At 31.2% G+C, this 23,758-nt stretch carries 26 protein-coding genes; 2 read left to right on the top strand and 24 right to left on the bottom strand.

Annotated elements, in window-relative coordinates; all coding sequences use genetic code 11:
* Positions 1-1,151: 1,151 nt before the first annotated feature.
* The 19 genes from K7J14_RS14905 to K7J14_RS14995 all read right to left on the bottom strand — a co-directional run bounded on the left by K7J14_RS14905 (position 1,152) and on the right by K7J14_RS14995 (position 18,405).
* A complete protein-coding gene (locus tag K7J14_RS14905) occupies positions 1,152-1,637 on the bottom strand; it encodes a hypothetical protein (RefSeq protein WP_230758228.1) in 486 nt (161 codons plus the stop codon).
* 127 nt (positions 1,638-1,764) lie between these two features.
* Positions 1,765-2,307 carry a hypothetical protein gene (locus tag K7J14_RS14910; protein WP_230758230.1) on the bottom strand — a complete coding sequence of 181 codons (543 nt, stop codon included), beginning with the start codon at positions 2,305-2,307 and terminating at the stop codon, positions 1,765-1,767.
* A gap of 360 nt (positions 2,308-2,667) precedes the next feature.
* Positions 2,668-3,543 (bottom strand): DUF6414 family protein, encoded by an 876-nt coding sequence (locus K7J14_RS14915; protein ID WP_230758232.1) that lies wholly within the window; start codon positions 3,541-3,543, stop codon positions 2,668-2,670.
* 1,552 nt (positions 3,544-5,095) lie between these two features.
* On the bottom strand, positions 5,096-5,596 hold the full coding sequence (locus K7J14_RS14920; RefSeq protein WP_230758234.1) for an HD domain-containing protein: 501 nt from the start codon (positions 5,594-5,596) through the stop codon (positions 5,096-5,098).
* A gap of 185 nt (positions 5,597-5,781) precedes the next feature.
* The gene (locus tag K7J14_RS14925) at positions 5,782-6,843 is read right to left on the bottom strand and encodes a UvrD-helicase domain-containing protein (RefSeq protein ID WP_230758237.1); all 1,062 of its coding nucleotides are present in this window, start codon (positions 6,841-6,843) and stop codon (positions 5,782-5,784) included.
* Positions 6,833-8,419, bottom strand: a complete 1,587-nt coding sequence (locus K7J14_RS14930; protein WP_230758246.1) for an ATP-dependent nuclease — start codon at positions 8,417-8,419, stop codon at positions 6,833-6,835. The genes K7J14_RS14925 and K7J14_RS14930 overlap by 11 nt, the downstream gene beginning before the upstream one ends.
* A gap of 119 nt (positions 8,420-8,538) precedes the next feature.
* Positions 8,539-9,357, bottom strand: coding sequence for a (2Fe-2S)-binding protein (locus tag K7J14_RS14935; protein ID WP_230758256.1), 819 nt, complete (start codon positions 9,355-9,357; stop codon positions 8,539-8,541).
* Between the two features lie 889 nt (positions 9,358-10,246).
* Positions 10,247-10,900 (bottom strand): nicotinamide riboside transporter PnuC, encoded by a 654-nt coding sequence (gene pnuC, locus K7J14_RS14940; protein WP_230758264.1) that lies wholly within the window; start codon positions 10,898-10,900, stop codon positions 10,247-10,249.
* Positions 10,893-11,864 carry an AAA family ATPase gene (locus tag K7J14_RS14945; protein ID WP_230758267.1) on the bottom strand — a complete coding sequence of 324 codons (972 nt, stop codon included), beginning with the start codon at positions 11,862-11,864 and terminating at the stop codon, positions 10,893-10,895. Before K7J14_RS14945 ends, pnuC begins: the two co-directional genes overlap by 8 nt.
* Before the next feature lie 154 nt (positions 11,865-12,018).
* Positions 12,019-12,468, bottom strand: a complete 450-nt coding sequence (locus tag K7J14_RS14950) for a hypothetical protein (protein WP_230758270.1) — start codon at positions 12,466-12,468, stop codon at positions 12,019-12,021.
* A gap of 392 nt (positions 12,469-12,860) precedes the next feature.
* Entirely contained in the window at positions 12,861-13,523 is a 663-nt protein-coding gene (locus K7J14_RS14955) for a hypothetical protein (RefSeq protein WP_230758279.1), read from the bottom strand.
* Between the two features lie 63 nt (positions 13,524-13,586).
* Positions 13,587-13,925: a hypothetical protein gene (locus K7J14_RS14960; RefSeq protein WP_230758281.1), complete on the bottom strand. Its 339-nt coding sequence runs from the start codon at positions 13,923-13,925 to the stop codon at positions 13,587-13,589.
* A 175-nt stretch (positions 13,926-14,100) separates the two neighbouring features.
* Entirely contained in the window at positions 14,101-14,499 is a 399-nt protein-coding gene (locus tag K7J14_RS14965) for a type II toxin-antitoxin system VapC family toxin (RefSeq protein WP_230758042.1), read from the bottom strand.
* Positions 14,496-14,738: a type II toxin-antitoxin system Phd/YefM family antitoxin gene (locus K7J14_RS14970; RefSeq protein ID WP_230758045.1), complete on the bottom strand. Its 243-nt coding sequence runs from the start codon at positions 14,736-14,738 to the stop codon at positions 14,496-14,498. Before K7J14_RS14970 ends, K7J14_RS14965 begins: the two co-directional genes overlap by 4 nt.
* Before the next feature lie 249 nt (positions 14,739-14,987).
* Positions 14,988-15,386 (bottom strand): type II toxin-antitoxin system VapC family toxin, encoded by a 399-nt coding sequence (locus tag K7J14_RS14975; protein WP_230758042.1) that lies wholly within the window; start codon positions 15,384-15,386, stop codon positions 14,988-14,990.
* Positions 15,383-15,625 carry a type II toxin-antitoxin system Phd/YefM family antitoxin gene (locus K7J14_RS14980; RefSeq protein WP_230758045.1) on the bottom strand — a complete coding sequence of 81 codons (243 nt, stop codon included), beginning with the start codon at positions 15,623-15,625 and terminating at the stop codon, positions 15,383-15,385. Before K7J14_RS14980 ends, K7J14_RS14975 begins: the two co-directional genes overlap by 4 nt.
* Positions 15,626-16,660: 1,035 nt before the next feature.
* Entirely contained in the window at positions 16,661-17,359 is a 699-nt protein-coding gene (locus tag K7J14_RS14985; RefSeq protein ID WP_230758284.1) for a hypothetical protein, read from the bottom strand.
* A 164-nt stretch (positions 17,360-17,523) separates the two neighbouring features.
* On the bottom strand, positions 17,524-17,793 hold the full coding sequence (locus K7J14_RS14990; RefSeq protein WP_230758287.1) for a hypothetical protein: 270 nt from the start codon (positions 17,791-17,793) through the stop codon (positions 17,524-17,526).
* Between the two features lie 63 nt (positions 17,794-17,856).
* On the bottom strand, positions 17,857-18,405 hold the full coding sequence (locus K7J14_RS14995) for a GNAT family N-acetyltransferase (RefSeq protein ID WP_230758297.1): 549 nt from the start codon (positions 18,403-18,405) through the stop codon (positions 17,857-17,859).
* A gap of 778 nt (positions 18,406-19,183) precedes the next feature.
* Between K7J14_RS14995 and K7J14_RS15000 the strand changes: the two genes are divergently transcribed.
* Together K7J14_RS15000 and K7J14_RS15005 are read left to right on the top strand one after the other, a co-directional pair.
* The gene (locus K7J14_RS15000) at positions 19,184-19,426 is read left to right on the top strand and encodes a DUF6364 family protein (RefSeq protein ID WP_230758301.1); all 243 of its coding nucleotides are present in this window, start codon (positions 19,184-19,186) and stop codon (positions 19,424-19,426) included.
* Positions 19,407-19,814: a PIN domain-containing protein gene (locus K7J14_RS15005; protein ID WP_230758304.1), complete on the top strand. Its 408-nt coding sequence runs from the start codon at positions 19,407-19,409 to the stop codon at positions 19,812-19,814. The genes K7J14_RS15000 and K7J14_RS15005 overlap by 20 nt, the downstream gene beginning before the upstream one ends.
* An 80-nt stretch (positions 19,815-19,894) precedes the next feature.
* Here the strand turns inward: K7J14_RS15005 and K7J14_RS15010 are convergent, their stop codons facing one another.
* The 5 genes from K7J14_RS15010 to K7J14_RS15030 all read right to left on the bottom strand — a co-directional run bounded on the left by K7J14_RS15010 (position 19,895) and on the right by K7J14_RS15030 (position 23,751).
* Positions 19,895-20,881 carry a Kelch repeat-containing protein gene (locus K7J14_RS15010; protein WP_230758306.1) on the bottom strand — a complete coding sequence of 329 codons (987 nt, stop codon included), beginning with the start codon at positions 20,879-20,881 and terminating at the stop codon, positions 19,895-19,897.
* 128 nt (positions 20,882-21,009) lie between these two features.
* On the bottom strand, positions 21,010-21,951 hold the full coding sequence (locus tag K7J14_RS15015) for a ketopantoate reductase family protein (RefSeq protein ID WP_230758309.1): 942 nt from the start codon (positions 21,949-21,951) through the stop codon (positions 21,010-21,012).
* Positions 21,952-22,119 carry a hypothetical protein gene (locus tag K7J14_RS15020; protein WP_230758312.1) on the bottom strand — a complete coding sequence of 56 codons (168 nt, stop codon included), beginning with the start codon at positions 22,117-22,119 and terminating at the stop codon, positions 21,952-21,954.
* The gene (locus K7J14_RS15025) at positions 22,106-22,666 is read right to left on the bottom strand and encodes an AAA family ATPase (RefSeq protein WP_230758313.1); all 561 of its coding nucleotides are present in this window, start codon (positions 22,664-22,666) and stop codon (positions 22,106-22,108) included. Before K7J14_RS15025 ends, K7J14_RS15020 begins: the two co-directional genes overlap by 14 nt.
* Before the next feature lie 374 nt (positions 22,667-23,040).
* The gene (locus K7J14_RS15030) at positions 23,041-23,751 is read right to left on the bottom strand and encodes a hypothetical protein (protein WP_230758316.1); all 711 of its coding nucleotides are present in this window, start codon (positions 23,749-23,751) and stop codon (positions 23,041-23,043) included.
* Between the last annotated feature and the right edge of the window lie 7 nt (positions 23,752-23,758).

Raw genomic sequence — 23,758 nt, forward strand, 5'->3', positions numbered from 1 at the left:
AACCTAACATTTGCTTAACCTGCGAGGCGTAATTGGCGCAGTTTGTGCCGCGCGAAGCGCGAAAGCACAAACTGTGACAATAGCCGAGTCAGGTTGAAGCAGTTGTTAGTTTATTTTTTTCTTCATTTTTCTATCATATATTAATTAGTGCAAATCAAGAAGGATTTATTTGTTTCTTCTAAATTTAAGTATTCAATTAACTGTTTCTGGTTCTTCATTAATTAAATTTATATAAATATGGAAATGTTATTACACAACAATATTCTTTTAATAGAATTAATTCTATCTAAACTCTATCATTGAACAAATTTGTTTATTATGTCGAAATGAATGATTTACATAATTACTTCTTAAGTATTTCTTTTATGTTTTTTAGTAAAAGCTATGATATTAAAAATCATATAAGAGAAAAACGAAACCAATAATGGGATTACTATAAGAATAACAACAATAAACATAAACCATTCATTATCATAATCCAATAATGGTCTTCCAGTCCTTTTCCCAGGAAAGTATAGAATGCAAAATGCAATAAATGAAAACATAGCAGCAATTATTCCATATGCAATTGCCCGAATTACTAATTTTTTTTTCTCGTACTTATTCGTATTTTTTGTTTTTATTGACTTCACTTTTGTTTCACTTCTTAATAACAAATATTACTTTGTACTTTTATTTTTGTTAACCTTAATTACTAGCATTAATAAACCAGCAAAACAGTATTATATCATTTTGATAAACTATTCCATAATTTCAAGTAAATTTACTTATTTGTGTAAATTTCAATATTTAATAGTTCATGTCAAAATACTACTGGTATTTTTTTCTTCGCGCGCCGAAGGCGTCAAACTAACATTTATTTAACCTGCATTGCGTACATTGGCGTGAAAATTGCCGAGCGAAGCGACTGCAATTTTCATGACAATAGCAATGTCAGGTTGAAATAGTTGTTAGAAACTTTTTTTTGATAATATATAGTTAATCAAAACAGTATTCAATTTTATCAGTAGACTTATTCAAATTAAATATATTATTTACTTAATACGAATATTAACTGCTTCGATAAACACAATTACTATCCGAAATTTTTCCTTATTTTTATTAATTCCATTATATAAAACAATGTAACATATCCTAATAAATATTTCGTTTCAAACAATTATCTTCTTCTTATCATTCTCTTCTTTTATGGATTTCCTATTGTCTCTCCATTTTTTCTGATCTAGATTAGCTAAAACAAATCTATTATAAAATCCAGATATACATACCGTTATAAGCATTGATATTAACACAATTTTTATTTCTACAGAATACTCATTTGAAAACAATACAACAAAACATAAAAAACCAGCTGCTATTAATAAAGTTGAATAGACTTCTAGTACAAGCATTTTTGAGAACCAGAAAATCATAAACATTTGTAATTGTATACCTAACAAAATAAATATGTTTAGCGCAAGAACAACACATATGTTTTTTAGTGATTTTATAACTTGATCATTATTGATACTTAACAGGATGGCAAATATTATGATTTGTGACAAACAAAATATAAATATAAATGGTTTTGATTTAATAAATAGCTTTTTTAGCATCTTTATTATTTTCCTCCGGCGGCGAAGCCGTCTTTCTAACATTTGCTTAACCTGTAATTCCGGCCCGAAGGGATTGGCGTGAAAATTGCCGAGCGAAGCGACCAGCAATTTTCATGACAAAAGGAATTATCAGGTTGAAGCAGTTGTTAGATGATTCTTCTATTAGCATTTAGTACTTCTCGAACAGTTTCATTTTACCAATTATTTTACTCTTATCTAAATTAATGCCTAAGCCTTCTGTATAATAGTAAAATTGGTCATTTTCTTTTCGTAAAATGTCATAATTATTATATTGATATGGTGAGTTATCAAATGGTTTTAATTGATAATCAACATAATAGCAAAAGCAAATATATTTCTTGTCAATTAATTCTATACATACTTGATATAAAAATAATCGTCCTAAATTGGTGTGAAAGCTTCGATAAAATACAGCCTTTATATCAGTCTCTTTGAAATATATTTCTGTTTTATTTAGAATTTTTTTTGCACTGATCTCATTATTTCTTATTAAAACTCGGTATTGTCTGCTTGTATACCAAGGAAAAACATAGAAAACAAAAACCATAAGAAAAACTGAAAGTAAAATAATAAAATAATCAGCTTGAATAATGATATTTATTAAACCAGTAATTATTAGGAATGGTGAAACTAGGTATTTAAATACTAGCACGCCATATCGATTTAAATAAAAGAAGTTTGATATTTCCATAGTTTTTCAATCCATATTTTTTTATCCCTAGCAGATAAAGAACTTCCAATAATTACTATACTTATATACATATTAAATTATTAAAGGTTTTATCATTATATTTTTACTTATTTTAAATTGATGGTGGAAGTCAGTTTTTGTATCAAATACATAATCCTACTTATTTAAAAACAAGATGTATTAAATAGAAAATGTATTACGAAAAAGATTGTTTTTTTGCGCCGCGCTAGCGGCGTCCATCTAACATTTGCTTAACCTGCGAGGTGTAATGGCGCGATTCTTGCCGAGGAGCGTAGCGACGACTAGCAAGAATCGTGACATAGCCGAGTCAGGTTGAAGCAGTTGTTAGTTGTCTTTTTTTTAAGCATAAATTGCTATTGGAATAAGTAGTATTCCTTTTTGCACACTTGATGTAATACGAGGTATATTAATACCCGTTTTTTTTATTTCTTCAGTTTGGAATCCTGATAACATTTGATCAATAAGTAAATCTCCAGCAGCACTTAAACTAGTATTTCTTAATAAATTTATAGGTTCCGTATCTTCTGTAGCAATTTTTATTACTTTTCCTATTACTGAATATTCACCGTTCTCAAGTATTCCAACATTTTCATTTTCAAAAAAACGTATATCAGCTTGAGATACTGCATCAAAACCATTTTCATTTCTTTGTAATAAATCTACTAATCCTGTGACTTTCATATTATCATTAAACTTTTTTATTTGATCGCTTGTCTTCTTGATATCTCCAGAAGAACTATTTCCCGATCCTTTCCCGCTTATAGAAGCAATCATATTAATCATATGATACATAGAATCAAATGCTTTAATTAATGGATTTACTGATACAGTACCCTTTACACGAATAAAATCGCCAGTTTCAATTAGTTTGAAATCACTTTCCTCAGAAACATCTTTTACTAAACCATTTTCTTCTAGATGTTCTAGTAATTTTTCAAACAACGATGTGGGTGTATGTATTCTTTCTTCAGAAACAGTTTGCTGATCTTGTTGTGAATTACTTCCCTTTAATTTTGCCCCTAATTTTAATCCAAATAAACCAAATGTATTACCTGTACCGATACTACTTTCTATTTCTGAATCAAGCACACCTTCTTTGTTTTCTTTTCTTTCAATTGAACGTATTTGTGAAAATCCATTTTCAATAATTGCTAATAAATCAAAAACAACTTTCTGATTTAAATAAACTGGAAGAATTAAGTTTTTACTCGACATATTTTCTCCTCTTTCCGCCGCCCGCAGGGTCCAACTAACATTTGCTTAACCTGCGTTTTGTTTGGCGCGGTTTTTGCCGAGCGTAGCGAAGTGCAAAAATCCGTGACAAGCAAATAAGTCAGGTTGAAGCAGTTGTTAGATCGCCAACTGTTAAACAATTCAGTTTATAACCAACTACATCAATGTTAGAAAACGATTTGCAGTACCATTAAAAAACCCGAAGGCTGAATCCTTATGACTTGTTATAATGTGAAGACTGAGGCAACTCTTCTGCATATCGTTTTCTAACATCTGTTCCTGCAAGTTTTAGCACAAGTGGTATGAAGTCAACTTCATCAACGAAAGAAAAAGTTTTAATCACGATAACACTTTAAGTAATAAACTAGGTGCAAACTGTATAACCGTTTTTCAGAGTGTTATCATCTGTTGAACTTTTTCTTAAGTCTATTTTCAGTGACAGTTTACTTCAGTTATACACAATCTTCTTCCAAATATATTTCTTTTTCTTCTATTAATAAGTGTAGATTGGTCGAACTAACATTTATTTAACCTGCATTGCGTACATTGGCGCACTTTTTGCCGAGCGAAGCGACTAGCAAAAAGTGTGACAATAGCAATGTCAGGTTGAAATAGTTGTTATCCAATTTTTGGTTTCAGTTCTGCTGTAGCTTCGTTTTCAACTAATTTGTGTACTAAGCTTTTTACTTTTACAAACGTTACCAACGTCTTAAATTTTATTACGCAACAAAAATATTTTCTACAGAAAGCTCCGTTTTGTTTTTTACTCTACAGCAGTTTCATACAAAACATTTTTCTTTTCTTTCCATTTTCTTCTATTATATAAGACCAAATCCAGTCCAATTACCTTGATTCGTTTCTGCAAAACATCAAGATCCTATTGTATAGGACTATGGAATGATAACCAGCAACTGAATCAGTTTTTTATTTTGATTTGCTTCGTATAAGCCACTGTAAGGTTATTTATCGAAAACTATTGTGCAGAATTCTCATTTTACTGCTGAATAACCACAGTAATCTAAAAACCTTATATCCAGGATCTTTTCACTTCAAGATGTTAAAATCAATTGAAAAGCAACGTCCTACAGTCACCTTAAATTCTTGGTAGTGAAAACGGAACACTGCTTTGCTGTTTTATTTTTAATGGATCTTCAGCATTTGTCGCGAGAGCTTGCACCGTAATCCAAATTATATTTCGAGATTTATAAGCGTTTTTAGTTCTTCCATCCTCGCCCGCCGAAGGCGTGGGGATAACATTTGCTTAACCTGTATTTTCGCACCGCGTAGCGGTTTGGCGCATTTTGTGCGTCAGGAGCGAAGCGACAGCACAAAATGTGACAAAGAAAATATCAGGTTGAAGCAGTTGTTAGCTTTTTCCTCTTCCTATTTTTTTATTTTGCATTAATTGTCTTATGTTAACTTAACATATAATTATTTTCATTAAGTAGTACTATTTAAGCTATCTTAAAACGATTTTTGATTAACTATTAATATCCTTGCATCATTATAATTATCAAAAAAACATATATATGTATTATTTTAAGTACATTGAATCAATCAAATATTTTCCAGTATTTGTCTTAAATATATTTTTCTTAACATTTTCGATTTCTCTTTTTTGTATATTATCTTCGTAAATATTCACAATGAAATCTGCTTCAACTAATATTTGAAAATCTATTCCATCTATCTTTTTATATGAATGATGATTACCAATTATAAATTTAATTCTTTCGATTTGAGTATTGCTAATATCAATTTTATTTTTTACTAATAACTCTTCAGCTATTTTTGGGCCTTCAATTTCTTGATATTTTCCTGAACTAGACTTATATTTAATTTCCGCTTCATGAATACCAATATCATGTAGTATTCCACATATTTTTATAACGGTTAACTCATTAACAGTTACTTCTTCTAAATTTGCGATAATTTCAGAAAATTGAAAAACCTTAAGAGCATGATTAATTCTCTTAACATCCGGTGAATTATAATTTATCATTGATAATATTATGTTATTAATCGAATTTTCCATCTTCTTCCTCTTCAAGTTAGTATTAACAAAAATAGAGTAAATCAATATAACATTCTTTCTGCCGCGCGCGCAGCGTCGAGCTAACATTTGCTTAACCTGCGAGGCGTAATGGCGCGATTCTTGCCGAGGAGCGTAGCGACGACTAGCAAGAATCGTGACATAGCCGAGTCAGGTTGAAGCAGTTGTTAGGTTTTCCATTTAGTAATCATTGGATGAGATAATTCTTCATCACATAATATTGTAGCACTATACTTCGCACGTGTGAAAGCCACATAGTATTTAGCTGGCGAAGAGAATGGCTGGCCTTTTAGAAAGTTTATAATTGGAGTGTTAGGAAGTATTAACACCCTTTCATATGTTCTACCCTTAACCGCACCAAAATTTCTTACTTTCTCATCTAACCATTTGGTTTTTTTATCGTACCTCAATATAACTACCTGAAAATTTTGTAAGTATTCTTCGAGCTGGCTTCTTGATATGTAAAAGATACCATCATGCCCCGTTCTTTCAAAATTCCTAGATATTGTTTTCTCATAATCATGATAAATTGAATCAGAAAAACTACATAGCTCTTGATTGCATCTATAACTCCAATTGTTGAGTTCTATTCTGCATAGGCCATCAAGTTCTAATTTTTCTATTAATTTTAAAACTCCCGCTTTTTTATATTTTGCATTCCTCGCTGATTCATTTGTTGAAAATGTACCTTGACGAGGATCTGCAACAATTCGCAGAGTAATATCTGTTTGTAGCAATTCAATTACAAGATCATAGTCATATCCAGCAAAGTCTTGAAACTCGTCAATGAATATCAGATCGTAAATGGATTCTAATCGCTTTATTACTTTACCATCAGTTTTTGCATTACATAGCATTGCAAAATCAGCCAGCTTGTCAGAAAAAATGCAGTCATCAGCTCCAAAAAAATATCTTGGATCAGTTTTCTTAAAGTATTTTGTTGATCGGCCTTGAACAAATATTGGTCTCGACACAAGCCTATCGAAAGCAGATAATTGGTAAGGCCGAATGCATTCTTGAATCAGGAAGGACATCCAGGTCATTATTTCAACATTTTTTGGTATTGCTTGGTACTGCTCTATGAATATCTTCTTTAATTCTTCTGTGCCTTCAACTGTAAATGTTGTAATCAATATTCTTTTATCTTGATTGGCTATTGCTTCATTTACAATTCCGGTTGATTTACCAGAACCAGCAGCAGCTATTGTTATTACATTCTTAGATGGCATTTTTTATATACTCTGGATATTCAATTTTTTCTGCACTCTCGAATACTCTTAGCGACCACTCTGTTTTATTATTCAACATCCAATTCTTGATTTCTTCAATACTACCAAAGTCTTTAATAAATATTTTATTTAAGTTCGCAACTGTATTACATGCGCAAAAGGCAATTTCAATTGTAGATAATGAAGCATTCTCAGGATATATGATCTTAATCGTTTCAATACCTTCATAATCTGAATATTTTGCTTTGACAGCAGCAATATCACCGTCATTATCTGTTATTACTTGTGTTTTTATTTTTAATTGTTTTGATATTTCCAAAAATCTTTTAAATGATAATCCACGAACAGAGATTATATCAACATTATTGCTTATGGGTAAGGTCCCGTATTTATCAAGGTACAATCGCTGGATAATTAATTCTTCTGTCGGACCTTCTACCAATATTATAGATTTGGCAAGTACCATTCTTAATGTATCGTATCCTGGCAATCTTTTAAAATAGGAAACAGTTGATGCGCTTAATTCAACAAGACTTATTGACTTTTTAGCGTGTAGCAAGCGTAGGTTATCTAATCCCAGCTTATTCAATACGAATGAATTGTGTGTAGAGATTATAACTTGACGTTCGTCACACATTTTTGATATTTGATCTATTAAACTTGCCATATTAGTAAATGAAAGATGGTTTTCTGGCTCTTCAATTAAGAATACAGATGTTTTTTCAAGCGTTGCATTCAAGGCAAACCCAATTTTCAATTTGCTTTGTTCACCCATACCAATAAATTGGAATGGTATGTCATCAAGATATGGAATTAATACTGAATCCCAGCCACTTTTTGCAGAAATATCAACAGAAACTTTAAAATCGTTTTTGGTTATTTCTTTACCTTTTTCTGCTAAGCTACTATTAATTGTTTCAACCCCATTTATTTTTGAGAATGTTTCTCTTAGTTTTCTATATTCAATAGAAAGCCTAGCCTTATCTTTCTCTGTTAATGCATCGTTGATTACCTTATTTATGAAACGATCGGAACCACTTGCAAATCTAATTGAGGCAGCATCTATATATGTTGATCGAATCTGGTTACTTCTTCCACCGACAGGATTTCCACTAAAAAACGCCCAAGAGACTCCATAGAACTCAGTTGGAACAGAATGTACTTCTTCTTTCTCTTTAATATATTGTTTATATTCTTCTGTAAATTCCTTATCAAGATCAACTACAATTGACACTCCCGGGAGATCAACTCTATCTAAATTATTTATTCCACGATACCTAGCAGTTTCATCTGTGTCAAAAAATACTGCTTCGATAATAATCTTTGGTGGTATGCATTCTGGAGTGCCAATCGTATTTATAAAATATCGAACTAAATCAGCATTGAAAATGTAAGGACTTATTTCAGTAAAAATTGATTTTCCAAATAATGTGCCAGTTAAGACGAGATTGAGAGCTTCAAGGATAGTGGTCTTTCCGGCATCATTATCTCCAATTATAATATTGATACCATGTTTAAAACTAATTTTGAAATCCTGTAAGTTCTTAAATCCAATGATCCGTAAGTAGTCGATCATTTTTACTCCTTAACTGATAAACCTAACATACGCTTAACCTGCGAAATGCCCTGGCGTGATTCCTGCGACAATATTCAGCAGGAATCATGACAGGGCATTGAGACAGGTTGAAGCGATTGTTAGATGTCTTGGATTTCTTCATTAATAATTTCCTGTATAATTTTGTGACAACACTTACCTAAAGGATTATGATGTAGACAATCTGAATTCTTCATAGCGCCCGTAAATAGTTTTACATCATTAACTGTTTTTGCTCCATGATCTTTAATCGCCAGTATCACATCATTTTTGGTTACTTTGCTGCAGTAACACGCATAAATTGGGTTGGCATCTTTTTTATACCATAATGGTACAATTAAATCATTAGTATTAAATACTATATTCGAATCTAAACTATAATACGATATTTCGCAATTTCGATTCATACAAAGGGCGAATGCATCTCCAACTACACGCTTCAATGCATATTCTGATATTATAGCTTTAATTGTTTCTTTTTTAACTAACACCCCATGGGAATTGCATTCTGGGCATTTTTTGATAGATGTTTCTTTTTTCACTAACGGCATTGTTTTGCCAATATTTGGAAATATCCCAATTTTACCATTATTACTTATTTTTGATTTTATCATCATTAATTCTTTATACCTAATGGAAATAAATTCCAATGGTAATACACCAGTATTTTTGCCATTAACCATATAGAGCCTACATGCGTAATTAAATCCAATTGGTTTATGCATTGTATAAATATCAATTCCGTCAATTAGGATCGTCGGTGATCCTTGGAAGTTGACTTCTTGAGCCATATCAGCACTTCTAATAAGAGAAATTTTTAGTTGATCTTCAGGAATGCTTGAACCTATAATAAAAGCACGTAATATTGACAATGATTCCTTTGCATTAGGACAGCCCTCAAAATACTGAAATTCTATCATAAAGTTACTCCTTATCCCTGGCCAGTGAAAAATAATTTACTTCTTTTCGCCCGAAGGGTCCATCTAACATTTATTTAACCTGCATTGCGTACATTGGCGCACTTTTTGCCGAGCGCAGCGACTAGCAAAAAGTGTGACAATAGCAATGTCAGGTTGAAATAGTTGTTATCCAATTTTTGGTTTCAGTTCTGCTGTAGCTTCGTTTTCAACTAATTTGTGTACTAAGTTTTTTACTTTTACAAACGTTACCAACGTCTTAAATTTTATTACGCAACAAAAATATTTCCTACAGAAAGCTCCGTTTTGTTTTTTACTCTACAGCAGCTGTGTACTAAACATTTTTCTTACCTTTTCTTTCTCTTTTCTTCTATTATATAAGACCAAATCCAATCCAATTACCTTGATTCGTTTTTGCAAGACATCAAGATCTTATTGTATAAAACCATAGAATAATAACCAGCAACTGAATCAGTTACTTATTTTGATTTGCTTCATACAAGCCACTGTAAGGTTATTTCTCGAAAACAATTGTGCAGGATTCTCATTTTACTGCTGAATAACCACAGTAATCTAAAAACCTTATATCCAGGATCTTTTCAATTCAAGATGTTAAAATCAATTGAAAAGCAACGTCCTACAGTCGCCTTAAATTCTTGATAGTAAAAACGGAACACTGTTTTGCTGTTTTATTTTTAATGTATCTTCAGCATTTGTCGCGAGAACTTGCACCGTATTCCAAATTATATTTCGAGATTTATTAGCGTTTTTAGTTCTTCCATCCTCGCCCGCCGAAGGCGTGGGGATAACATTTGCTTAACCTGCGAGGCGTATATTGGCGCAGTTTGTGCCGCGCGGAGCGCGATTAGCACAAACTGTGACAATAGCCGAGTCAGGTTGAAGCAGTTGTTGGATGATTTTTCCTCATCCAATTTATCAAGCCGTAAACAGCCATACAAAGCAAAATGATATATTGGATTGCGATAAACCTAACATCTTTTACCCAATACAATCCAGTTGCAATTACATCAACAACTATCCAATAAATCCAACCTTCATTTTTCCTTATTGTAGTTAAATACATAGCAACAAAACTCATAATTGTTGTTAGTGCATCTAGAAATGGGAATGAAGCCGGCTCTGGGAATACTTTAGGAAGCCAAACATGGAAATTTGAAACACAGTAAGTAAGCACTGTTGTAAAAATTGCAGTAATTATTGTAAAGACGATAATTGCTTTAAATGAACTCCAGCTTGTTGGTATGTAACTTTCTTCATCTTGTTTCTTTTTCCACATTAACCAACCAACAATACTAATAACTAAGTAATACACCTGTTCCATCATGTCAGAATAGAGTTGTATTTGATAAAATAATATTCCGTATAAAACAACTGATATAATGCCAATAGGCCATGTTAGTATGTTCTTTTTTGAAATAAGAAATACTGATAGAAAATAAAATACTGTCCCTACGAATTCAATATAGCTTAATGGATACCCCGCAATATCTATCATTACTGTATTTACATTTAAAAAACTAAGCATTAATTACTCCTTTTATTTGCTCTATTCTATTTTCTATTGTTCCAGAAAGTAGTGAATACATAATATTATACTTATGTAAAAGTTCAATGTTTATTTCCTGAAGTTTTTCACGTGATCCAATACCGGACCTATCCCAAGTATCCTCAAAAGGAAAGTCATCATTACACAAAAAAACATTTTTATACTTGTATAAACTCTTTTCAACTATTTGCAATAGTTTTTTAGATGATTTATTAAAGTAATATATAGAATAGGCAAGTGTAGTTATTGTATTTGTATCACAAAAGGTATAATCCGTTTCTGTATTACTTCTTGTTAATTCCATTTCATTTTGTGCGAAAGCGATTTTCTCTAAATCACTCATGGATAACCGATGATTTGTTTGATGTTTCATCCAATAATCTCTTCCATATTCTTCGCAATATGAACCACCGAGTGTTTGAGCAGCAAGTAAAGCAATAGTTGATTTACCCGTTGATGGTCCACCAAGAAAGTAGTAGTGTGGCTTAATTGAATTAAAAACTACAGGAGATAAAAAGGAACGATATTTCACTATATTATGTCTGATTTCTGTTGCACATATCGGGAATTGCTCTCTCTTAATATCAATAGTTCTGTTTTTACATTTAAGAGCAGTGCTTACATATTCACCATATTTTTCACTTGAATAAAAAGTATCAACTTTTATATGCTTGAGTTTATTCTTAAGATACTTATTTTGTGTGTCAATAATTTCTTTTGTATATCCAGTTTCTTGTGGACCATCTTCTGCAAGTATTATTCGAACACTGGGGAATATGCTTTTTATCCAGTTTGCTCTAACATAAGTCGGTATTTTAGTTGTTTCCGAGGCATTATAAACTATAACAACTACTTGATCCATTTCTTTTAATGCACAGGAGATCAAGTACTCATGCCCTTTATGAAAAGGTGCAAACTTACCTAATGTTAAACCTATTTTCATATTTCTCCGCGCGCCGGAGGCGTCCATCCAACATTTGCTTAACCTGTAATTCCGGCCCGAAGGGATTGGCGCACTTTTTGCCGAGCGAAGCGACTGCAAAAAGTGTGACAAAAGGAATTATCAGGTTGAAGCAGTTGTTAGCTTTCTCGGATTCTTAAGTATTATAGCTTGTAAGCTTTATATTTAATCCATTTCCAAAATTATTAATTGCATTTATTGCATTATAAAGTATTTCGTCTTCATTAATTTCATCTGATTTGAATATTAATTCATCATTACTACATATCGATTGTTGCCCTTGAATATATTTCTCTTCAATTTTATTAATACTTACATTTGGTCTAATTTTTGCAATCGGTGATACTGCATACTTTATATCTAGAGTAATTTGATAAATATAAGCATTTATTGGTAATGAAATAATTATCCATTTTTGCCATGTTGCTTCTTCTAATCCTGTCGGTGCATATGCACTAATATTTGAAAAATCTGATACTTGGTATTTAGTAAGTAATTCTTGAGTAATTTTATTTTCTATTTTATCTAATCGCTCTTTATGTAGCGCTATTAACTGGATCATTTCTTTTTTTGTTCTGTCTTCCATTATTACATCCATTTTATTGCACATTAAAATAACTTCATAGCTATTTTGTAAAATTCTGATATTACAGTAACTCGATGAGCAATCACATTACAATAATTCAGCTAATTTTCTTTTATATTCATAAACCTAGTTTAAAAACAGATCATATTGTTCATACTATATGCTTTAATTTTTCATATACTAATTAATTCTATTCCCTATATTGACATATTATTTTCTCAATAGTTCGTGCATTTATGTATTTCCATGTTTCTTTTTCTATGCAAAAACTCTTATTTATCCTCTGCCCGAAGGGTCAAGCTAACATTTGCTTAACCTGCATTGCGTACATTGGCGCACTTTTTTGCCGAGGAGCGTAGCGACGACTAGCAAAAAGTGTGACAATAGCAATGTCAGGTTGAAGCAGTTGTTAGGCGAAAATTATTTAACAATTCTATTCCAGGAGTAAGAGATTCATAATACATCATATAACTTGTTGCACATTTAATAATATTATCATTTGCTCCTTTTGCTATTTCATTTATTGAAATCATTTTCAAGGAATCCTTAATAAGTTTATATTCTGAATCCAATTCATAAAATGCAAAATATACCTTCATATTGAAAACGTCTTGAAAATTTTTATATTTCTTAAAATCTCGTATATCAATACCAACAACATTTCTATTATTATAGAATTTGATATTTCTTGCTTTGACCTCAATCGCAACTTTTTCTCCAACTATTATATAGTCAGGTCTTTTAATTGATATTTTTCCAGCATGTTTTATATATTGAATAAAGTTACTTTTACTCTGATTAATTTTTTCTATAATAATGTTGTTATTTAAACAATCTTCAACAAATGCTTCTTCTGCTAAATAACCTGGAAATGTTTGACATAAATTATCCTTTAATTCATCATGATGTTTAATTTGAGTATATTCAATTTCATTTTCAGCTTCAATTACCATGGAATTCGAATCAACACCATATAAACTCTTTACTTCATCTATTGATGTTACAAAATACTGAACAATCTGATTTTCAATTATTGATAAAATACTATATCCCATATAACACCTGTATAAATAATCCAAGTCGAAAAAATATTTTGCGCCCGAAGGGCGTCCGCCTAACTATGATTTAACCTGCGAATCCGCAGGATGAGTCAGGTTGAAATCTGTGTTAGGCGCAAATCTTTCGACATATATCATTCCGTCTTTTTCGCGCCTTAACAATTTGAAATACCCGCCCTCGGGAATGCCTTTCTTTCCCCACTCGGAAAAAACGCCACCAGATATCTTGCATCCATTTATTGTGTAGATATCATGCTGAAAATCATATTGAACGCAAGCGAACTTTATGGCGTATTTTTTCATTGGAAAGAAAATCCAAGTAAGCCACTCCGGAGCGATTTCACATTCGGAAATCTTTAATGCCTTGCAGATAACGCGAAACAATTTCCGTTTAATCATTTTATTCCTCCAGCGCGTTGTCCGCGCTTTTGCCGTAGGCGAAACGCGGCAGAGCGTCCGCCTAACATTTGCTTAACCTGCGTTTTGTTTGGCACGGTTTTTGTCGAGCGTAGCGAAGTGCAAAAATCCGTGACAAGCAAATAAGTCAGGTTGAAGCAGTTGTTAGCTGAATTTTTTACCAACTAAGCTTTAATCCGTACGGTACAAATTTATAAAACTCTTGATCTTTACTTATTATAGTCATATTTCTCGATATGCTTTGCCAAATAAGCATTCTGTCGAAAGGATCATTATGTGTGTTTTCTTTTAATTTATGATATGTGATTGCTTCTTCGGGTGTTAAACTAATTACTTGAAAATCCATTCTTTCTGCAATTGTTAACAATTCTTCTGGTTCTATTTTATCAAGATTTATTTTTTTTAATCTAGTTTTTATTGATATTTCCCAGAAGCTTACGGCACTTACAAAAACTTCATTCTTAGGATTTTTAATTATTTCTAATGCTTTTTTTGATAGATTTTCTGTATTTGAAACAGTCCAAAGAAAAGTATGGGTATCTAATAAATAATTCATGATAAACCCAATAATTCTTCTTCAGTCATTTTAAAATCATCCGTAAACTGAATATTAACTTTACCTTCAAGCAATCCTATTTTTCGTTCTTTTTTATCAACAGAGTCTTTATACGGTACAATCATAGCAATGGGTTTCTTCTTTTTTCCATAAAGAATACCAAAGGATTCTCCGGATTTAACCTTTTCCAGAACCTCTGAGAACTGTGCTTTTAACTCACCAACAGGAAGTGTTTTCATACCAAAAATATCATACAAGATGCGGTATTTGTCAAGTTGTCAAGTATGCCACTAAGTGTTCTTTTATGGCAAATCTCTATATTATAATGCTTTATGTTTTTCATTATCTTTTTTGCTCCGCGAAGCGGAGTCCAGCTAACATTTGCTTAACCTGCGTTTTGTTTGGCACGGTTTTTGTCGAGCGTAGCGAAGTGCAAAAATCCGTGACAAGCAAATAAGTCAGGTTGAAGCAGTTGTTAGCTGAATTTTTTACCAACTAAGCTTTAATCCGTACGGTACAAATTTATAAAACTCTTGATCTTTACTTATTATAGTCATATTTCTCGATATGCTTTGCCAAATAAGCATTCTGTCGAAAGGATCATTATGTGTGTTTTCTTTTAATTTATGATATGTGATTGCTTCTTCGGGTGTTAAACTAATTACTTGAAAATCCATTCTTTCTGCAATTGTTAACAATTCTTCTGGTTCTATTTTATCAAGATTTATTTTTTTTAATCTAGTTTTTATTGATATTTCCCAGAAGCTTACGGCACTTACAAAAACTTCATTCTTAGGATTTTTAATTATTTCTAATGCTTTTTTTGATAGATTTTCTGTATTTGAAACAGTCCAAAGAAAAGTATGGGTATCTAATAAATAATTCATGATAAACCCAATAATTCTTCTTCAGTCATTTTAAAATCATCCGTAAACTGAATATTAACTTTACCTTCAAGCAATCCTATTTTTCGTTCTTTTTTATCAACAGAGTCTTTATACGGTACAATCATAGCAATGGGTTTCTTCTTTTTTCCATAAAGAATACCAAAGGATTCTCCGGATTTAACCTTTTCCAGAACCTCTGAGAACTGTGCTTTTAACTCACCAACAGGAAGTGTTTTCATACCAAAAATATCATACAAGATGCGGTATTTGTCAAGTTGTCAAGTATGCCACTAAGTGTTCTTTTATGGCAAATCTCTATATTATAATGCTTTATGTTTTTCATTATCTTTTTTGCTCCGCGAAGCGGAGTCCAGCTAACATTTGCTTAACCTGCGTTTTGTTTGGCACGGTTTTTGCCGAGCGTAGCGAAGTGCAAAAATCCGTGACAAGCAAATAAGTCAGGTTGAAGCAGTTGTTAGTTTATTTTTTTGTCCGTATTACTGATGTAATAATAATCAGTATTCCTGCTGCGAAAGAAAAATAACTTACTGGTTCTCCGATATTTAGAAAACCTATTAATAGTTGTAAAACACCTAACAGGATTGTACTAATTGATTGTGATTTATTCATTTGACCCATTTTCAATTCTTTACCCAAAGAATAGATAAACATCATTATCGTGATTACAACTAAAACAAAAAGAATAGATTTCATTTTTTCTTCTTATTTAAAATCCAAATTTTCTGAAAATTCTGTAGTTACTGATAAGTTTCCAAATAATTCTTTATCTAAAGATTACACTATTTTTTCTTCAACAAAATATTCCTATCTTCATAATAATCATTATGTGTAGAAGGGTTTTAAGCACGTAAACTGTTTTAATAATTTTTCGTTACTTTTTAATTTACTAAAAGCACTAAGGATTTTGTATTACAAGAGCTAGTCCGATCAATTTTTGACAGTTTATTTTACTCAATATTATTGTCTTAATTTTTTTGTAGCTTCCTTCTTACTAAGACAAAAACAATACTATTAATCAATTCCATTAATGTGTCGAACTGTTATAAGCATTTATTAAATTCATGTAATTTCCTAAAAAACAGAAGCCTTGTCACAGCATTTCACAATGCATTTTTCCTCGCGCGCCGAAGGCGTCAAACTAACATTTGCTTAACCTGCGTTTTGTTTGGCGCGGTTTTTGCCGAGCGTAGCGAAGTGCAAAAATCCGTGACAAGCAAATAAGTCAGGTTGAAGCAGTTGTTAGATAATTTCCATTACGGTCCAAAACTCCTAAATGTTTCAGGCAGTAATCGATAATATTCATTCCCAATTATTTGCTTTGTTATGCCCTCTATCATTTTATCAGTTACTACAGTTATTTGTTTCATATTTATATCATCAATTGTTTGTGAATCAAATTCTATATACTCATTACCTCTGATATTTAAATATTGTAGTGACTTAGGAAATTTGCATCCATTTACTTTCGTTAGATTTGACGATGAAATTTCAAAATATTCTAATTGTGTATTACTTAGATCTATATTTTCCATGCTATTTATTTCCATAGACTGAAGATAAACAATTTTCAACATTGGCATTTTTTGCATAGAAAACAAGCAGTCTTCACTTAATCCAAATGACATACATAAACTTTCTATCTTATTTGATTCAAACACAGTGAAATCACTAAAAGAGTTTAATTCCATATATAATGAAACTTTTTTGAGGTTCACTAATTCTGAAATATTATCTATTTTTTTTATTGGACTTTTATGTTCATATTTTGTAATACATTTTCCTTTCTCATTAAATGACAGATGTGACTTAACACCAAAAATTTCATCAATTGAGTCACTCGTACTGACAATATTTTCTGTGCCATTCAACAGTGTAATTTTCAACTGTACTTCAGCTTGAATATTAAAATATACTGAAAAGATAAGGATAGATGAAAGAATTAATTTTTGCATTACAACCTCTTTAACCTGATAGATATTTGATGAATATTCTCTTCGCGCGCCGAAGGCGTCTATCTAACATTGGTTTAACCTGCGTTTTGTTTGGCGCGGTTTTTGCCGAGCGCAGCGAAGTGCAAAAATCCGTGACAAGCAAATAAGTCAGGTTGAAACCGTTGTTAGTCGCTTTCTTTTGATATAAACACACCACCAAATAAACTTGTCATTGCATAGAAAGTGATATATTGATCATTATTTATTGATAACCGCACATAATATTTTGTCCCAGATCCTGGACCAACTGGACCAAACAATGACCAACAAACACTTAATCCTGTGATATTTTGATAGTTCTTTTTTACATATTTAACAATTCGTTGTCGCAAGTAATAAATATATATTACATACACAGGAATAACGACAGCTATACTCATTAAAAATGATTTCATTGTAACTTCCTTTTATTAAAGATTATCAATTAAACTCATCAAACAAAAAAGATTAATAAATACTCAATTATTACCGGCTATTAAATATTCTGCTTTAATTAATTTTGATACATATTGATTGCTTATTGTATCAACTGGAATAAATCCGTTTCGTGTATACATCTCGGTAATAGGTTTTCTGTTTCCATCATAATCTAATCGTATGTATTTTTTATTCATTTCTCGTCCATATTCTTTTACCCACTTAAGTATTCTATCAGAGTAATTCTTACCACAATACTTATTACTGATAACAAATTTGTGAAAATAATATGTTGAATTATCAGTTACTTCTGGCCAATACAACCGATCATACTCAACAAAAATGAAGCCACCAATAACTTCATTATTAATTATTCCTACATAAAAAACGGGATTCTCATATTTTCTATTCAATGCCTCAAGAGTAAATTGAGATTCATCCCATAATGGTTTATTCATTGATCGCAACCATTTTACTTTCTCAATATAGATAGAAAGTAATGTAATTATTTCAGTAGAATCAGCTGTTTTTATCGTTAACATAAATTCCTTTAATTTCTTTCCTCGGCGCCGTAGGCGTCCGACTAACATTTGCTTAACCTGCGTTTTGTTTGGCGCGGTTTTTGCCGAGCGTAGCGAAGTGCAAAAATCCGTGACAAGCAAATAAGTCAGGTTGAAGCAGTTGTTAGATCGCCAACTGTTTAACAATTCAGTTTATAACCAACTACATCAATGTTAGAAAACGATTTGCAGTACCATTAAAAACCCGAAGGCTGAATCCTTATGACTTGTTATAATGTGAAGCCTGAGGAAACTCTTCTGCATATCGTTTTCTAACATCTGTTCCTGCAAGTTTTAGCACAAGTGGTATGAAGTCAACTTCATCAACGAAAGAAAAAGTTTTAATCACGATAACACTTTAAGTAATAAACTAGGTGCAAACTGTATAACCGTCTTCCAGAGTGTTATCATCTGTTGAACTTTTTCTTAAGTCTATTTTCAGTGACAGTTTACTTCATTTATACACAATCTTCTTCCAAATCTATTTCTTTTTCTTTTATTAATAAGTGTAGATTGGTCGAACTAACATTTGCTTAACCTGCGTTTTGTTTGGCGCGGTTTTTGCCGAGCGCAGCGAAGTGCAAAAATCCGTGACAAGCAAATAAGTCAGGTTGAAGCAGTTGTTAGACAATTTTTTATCGAAATAGCTAATTCATTACAATACAAAGAAATAGTATTATTGCTATTTCATATTTCTTTATCAGATATTGATTTAATAGAATTTAATATTACCATTAAAAACACTTTCGAATCATTTATTGACTTATTATACGTATTGTTTTATATTTTATACGTAAGGAGGTTGATTATGTCTAAAAAATTAACATTGAACATTGATGATGAATTGATTAATTTTGCTCATTCCTATTCTCAACAAAATGGTTTGTCTATTTCTAAACTGTTCGAGCAGTATCTTAATCGTTTACGATCAACTGATCAAAACCAAGAACTAAATTCTAAGACGACTACTTTATATGGTCTTTTCCAAGACTCACCTATTCCAGATAAAAAACTATTAAGGACAAAATTTCATGAAAAAGATTCTCATTGATTTAAATATCATTCTTGATTTTTTGAATAAAAGAAATTTCCATGTAGAAGCAGCTCAAGTTATTAATATGTGTGTAGAAAAGAAAATATCTGGCTACATCTGTGCTCATGAAGTAACAACGTTATCATATTTTCTACTAAAGGATCAAAAAGATAAAACAAAAGTAATAAATACAATTACAGCATTACTAGATATATTCAATATAATTCCAATTGATGAAACTATTTTGCGGGATTCATTAATATCACCAATTTCTGATTACGAAGATGCAGTTATTGAAGTGAGTTCAATGAAAACAAATATTGACTACATTATTTCACGTAATATTTCTGACTTTAAATCTTCTCGTATTCCAACGTATACACCAGAACAATTTTTAATTCTTTAATTCTTTCCTCGCCCGCCGAAGGCGTGTGTCTAACATTTGCTTAACCTGCATTGCGAAGCAATGTCAGGTTGAAGCAGTTGTTAGAAAAAAATTTCTGTATACATTGGATTCTTTTCTAAAACATTTAAATCTAAAGACCATTTATATGGTTGGATTTTATTCATACTAAAACCTCCATATATAAATATTCTATTTTTACTTGAACAATAAAATACAACACTTTCATTCAAGTCAAATGGTAATCCTTGAACATATAAATCATTAAACTCATCTTTTTCAATATCATAAAATATAATGGATCTACACACTTCCATTCCATTATATGTTCCTAACATAAAAAACACTTTCTTATATTTTTCTATATACACTGCTTTTGAAAATGTACGACCAACAAATTCATTACATTTTTTGCTAATGAGCTTCATATTCTTTAAGTCCATTAATACATATTCACTATGACATATAGGATAATTATTCTGTGTAAAACCAGAGAAACATAAAACCTTATCAGTATTTATACATATTGATGTTGAGCCGGTCTTAAATACAATATTTTCATCAAGAATAAATGTGTCACATATTTTCGTAGTAATATCAAAAACATTCAGTAATTGCGGATCACAATTTAATCCACCATAGTAATATATTTTCTTGTCTTCAATACTTAACACGCTTGATGACCGAAATTTCATATTTGGTGCATCTATTTTTTCTATCTCATCATTTTCCAATTCATAAATAAGAATTTCATCAAATACTTTAGTTGAACCAAATTGTGTATATGATAAACCTCCAACTATGTATAGTTTGTTGTCATAAAAATACATTTCATGATTTATTCTTGGAGTAACTGGTAAAACAATATTCTTACATATTTTTGAAGTACTAATATCAAAGACAACTAATTCACTTGTTGGAGTAAATTTATTGGTAATTCCACCAAATACAAACAGTATTGAATTTTTTTGATCAATACAAGAAGCAGCACTTCCTCTTAATAAAGGACTATTTTCATCAAGTAATTCATAATCCCAATACTCTTCTAATTCAAAAGAAATCATTTTCATTTTTTGAAATACCCTTTTTTCGCGCCGCGAAAGCGGCGTCGTTCTAACATTAGCTTAACCTGCGAGGCGTCAAGCTGGCACGATTTTTGCCGAGCGAAGCGATAGCAAAATTCGTGACAGTAGCCGAGTCAGGTTGAAGCTTTTGTTAGGTGCATGCTTTTCCATATTTTAAAATCATCATGATGATATAATGCTAAAAATTGTTTTTCTAATAATTCAATTTCATCCTTTGCTACAATCGTATGTTTTGCCATTGAATATTCGGATATTTTCGTTAGAAATAATATTTGATAAAAAGTAGCTAATAGCCATACTGGCAAGTAGTAAAAATTCAATTTTCTGGGCTCAATTTGTATTCCACTATTCTTTATAGCTTCAAAACCTTCACGTGTAGCATAAATCATTTCTTTTATCGTTTTTCTTGATTTAGCTAATTTTATATTTTCTGAATTGAAACGCAAAAGCGCATTGGCTATAGGGACAACAAATGCTATATGAGTTTTTTGCCAAGCATCCATATTATTGGAATACGTTGGGTCAAATTTAGCGTTTTTAAATATTTTAACAAGTTTTTTTAGTCTTGACGTATTTTTTCCATCTATCTCCGCAAAAGTTGTTGTTTGCATAATTTTTGCAATACCAGTTCCAATGAAATAAGTAACAATACCATTTTTCCTCTCACCACCAGCTGAAGGAAATCCAAGCATTACTCTTTCTTTTCCAACAGCATTTATATATTTTTCATATCCTAATGGAGTGTTAACAACAAACACAAAATTATTTGATTTATTCTTTTTTAGTATTGGTAAAATATCATCTATCTGATTGTTTTGAACAACTATAATAATATAATCGTAAATATCATTTTCATTTAATTCTCTTATGCATTTTAAATTAATTGTTTCAATCTTATTATTAAGAGCATTTTTTAAAATAAGCCCATTTGAAGTGATTTCCTCAAATCTTTTCCCTCTTGCAAGAATTGTAATATCATTCCCATATTTTGCTAATTTACCAGCAAAAATACTTCCAATAGCGCCAGCACCATATACTAATATTTTTTCCGCCATTCATTTCCCCTTAGCGCAGCGATAGCTGCGTCCACCTAACATTTGCTTAACCTGCGTTTTGTTTGGCGCGGTTTTTGCCGAGCGTAGCGAAGTGCAAAAATCCGTGACAAGCAAATAAGTCAGGTTGAAGCAGTTGTTAGGTTTTTCTTCTTTATCAACTATCTTCATTAATAAAAGTTTCTATTTCTTCAATTGTTGGACAATACTCTTTTTCAGTAGAAACTAGTAATGTAGGTACATCAAATTCAGGAAGATCATATTTTTCACCTGGCTCAAAATAACCAGTTTCTCTATAAACAGAAACTCTTTTATCACCATGATAATATTCACGTTTTGGATTTGCCAAACCTCTTTCCAAATGGCGTAATGCACTTTTGGTTGCATCAATATCGCATATTATAATAATTACATTTGCAACTTTCATAAAATCGGGTAGAAAATAATCCCAAATTTTATGATCAAAAGCAGCTTCAATAATCAAAGATATTTTTGATTCAAGCAAGTGAATTACTGTATCCTTAAAAATATCATTTACTATTCTATTAGTATCTTTTGGTAAAAGATCATGTTTAATACCAAAAGTATTCACATATCCTTCTTTGAGCTCATCACGACTAACTTTAGGAATATACAAGTGTTTTGATAGTTTATCAGTTAACGTAGTTTTTCCAGAACCTGGTCGTCCTGTAATTACTATACATTTCGGTTTAATCATTATAACAGGATCCTTTTATCATATTTTTTTAACCGTAATTCACTAGCTATAACAACGGTATTTAACTCATTTTAATTAGTTTGTTTAGAACAGAAAAGTCTAGTTCTGTGTTGTAGATGAAACGCAATTAATTGCTTAACAAATGGCGTCCAATAAAGAGTTAATTAAAAGATTTACTTTATACATAATTCAACAGACTTAAAGAATTAACAAAAACAAGCACAATGGTTTAAATCAATATTTAGCACATTCGTTGCGCCGCGAAAGCGGCGTCAACCTAACATTTGCTTAACCTGTATTTTCGTGCCCGTAGGGCTTGGCGCATTTTGTGCGTCAGGAGCGAAGCGACAGCACAAAATGTGACAAAGAAAATATCAGGTTGAAGCAGTTGTTAGGTTTCTCTTCCTCTCTTCTTTTTCCTTTTTTATTCTTTCCTCTTCTTTTCTACCAATTTCCCAGAAATACATATCAACTAATTTCATTGGTGGATAATCTATTCCTGAATGTTTTTTAATATATTTATAAGAACGATCAAACTCTATTTTGTTTACTCTGTAATAATCAAGAATATTTTGTAAGGTTGCTTTGTTTATTGATCTACCAAGATTATTAATTTTCATTCCAGTAATAAAAAAGCGATCAAATGCAGGAATACAGGCATTAATACCAAGTAGTACTTTTGAGGCTAATGTAATTGAAGGTCTTACTTCCTTTTCTTTTCCATTCACAATTTTTATTTTATTGGTGTAATAGTCTTTTATTATTTGAATAGTACCTATAATTAATTCAATATTCTCTGAATCATTCTCTTTTATAAGATCAAGTTCATAAGATATCATATTTTTCTGTTTTAATAGATCTATCAAATCTTCGTGAATTTTATAGTCTTTCCATAATAAATAACTTGAACCTCTATACATTCCCCAAGATGCAAGATAAAAAGCTAATTGAAGTGACGCATAATCATTTTTGATTTCTTGAGATTTCTGAAAGTATGAAAAGCAATGCTCCCATGATTTATATCTATGATATTCATCATTTTTTAATTGATCATAGAATTCAATAATTTCATCATATATTGACACTTTTTCC

It is taken from the genome of Teretinema zuelzerae, from assembly GCF_021021555.1.
GTDB classification, from domain to species: domain Bacteria; phylum Spirochaetota; class Spirochaetia; order Treponematales; family Treponemataceae; genus Teretinema; species Teretinema zuelzerae.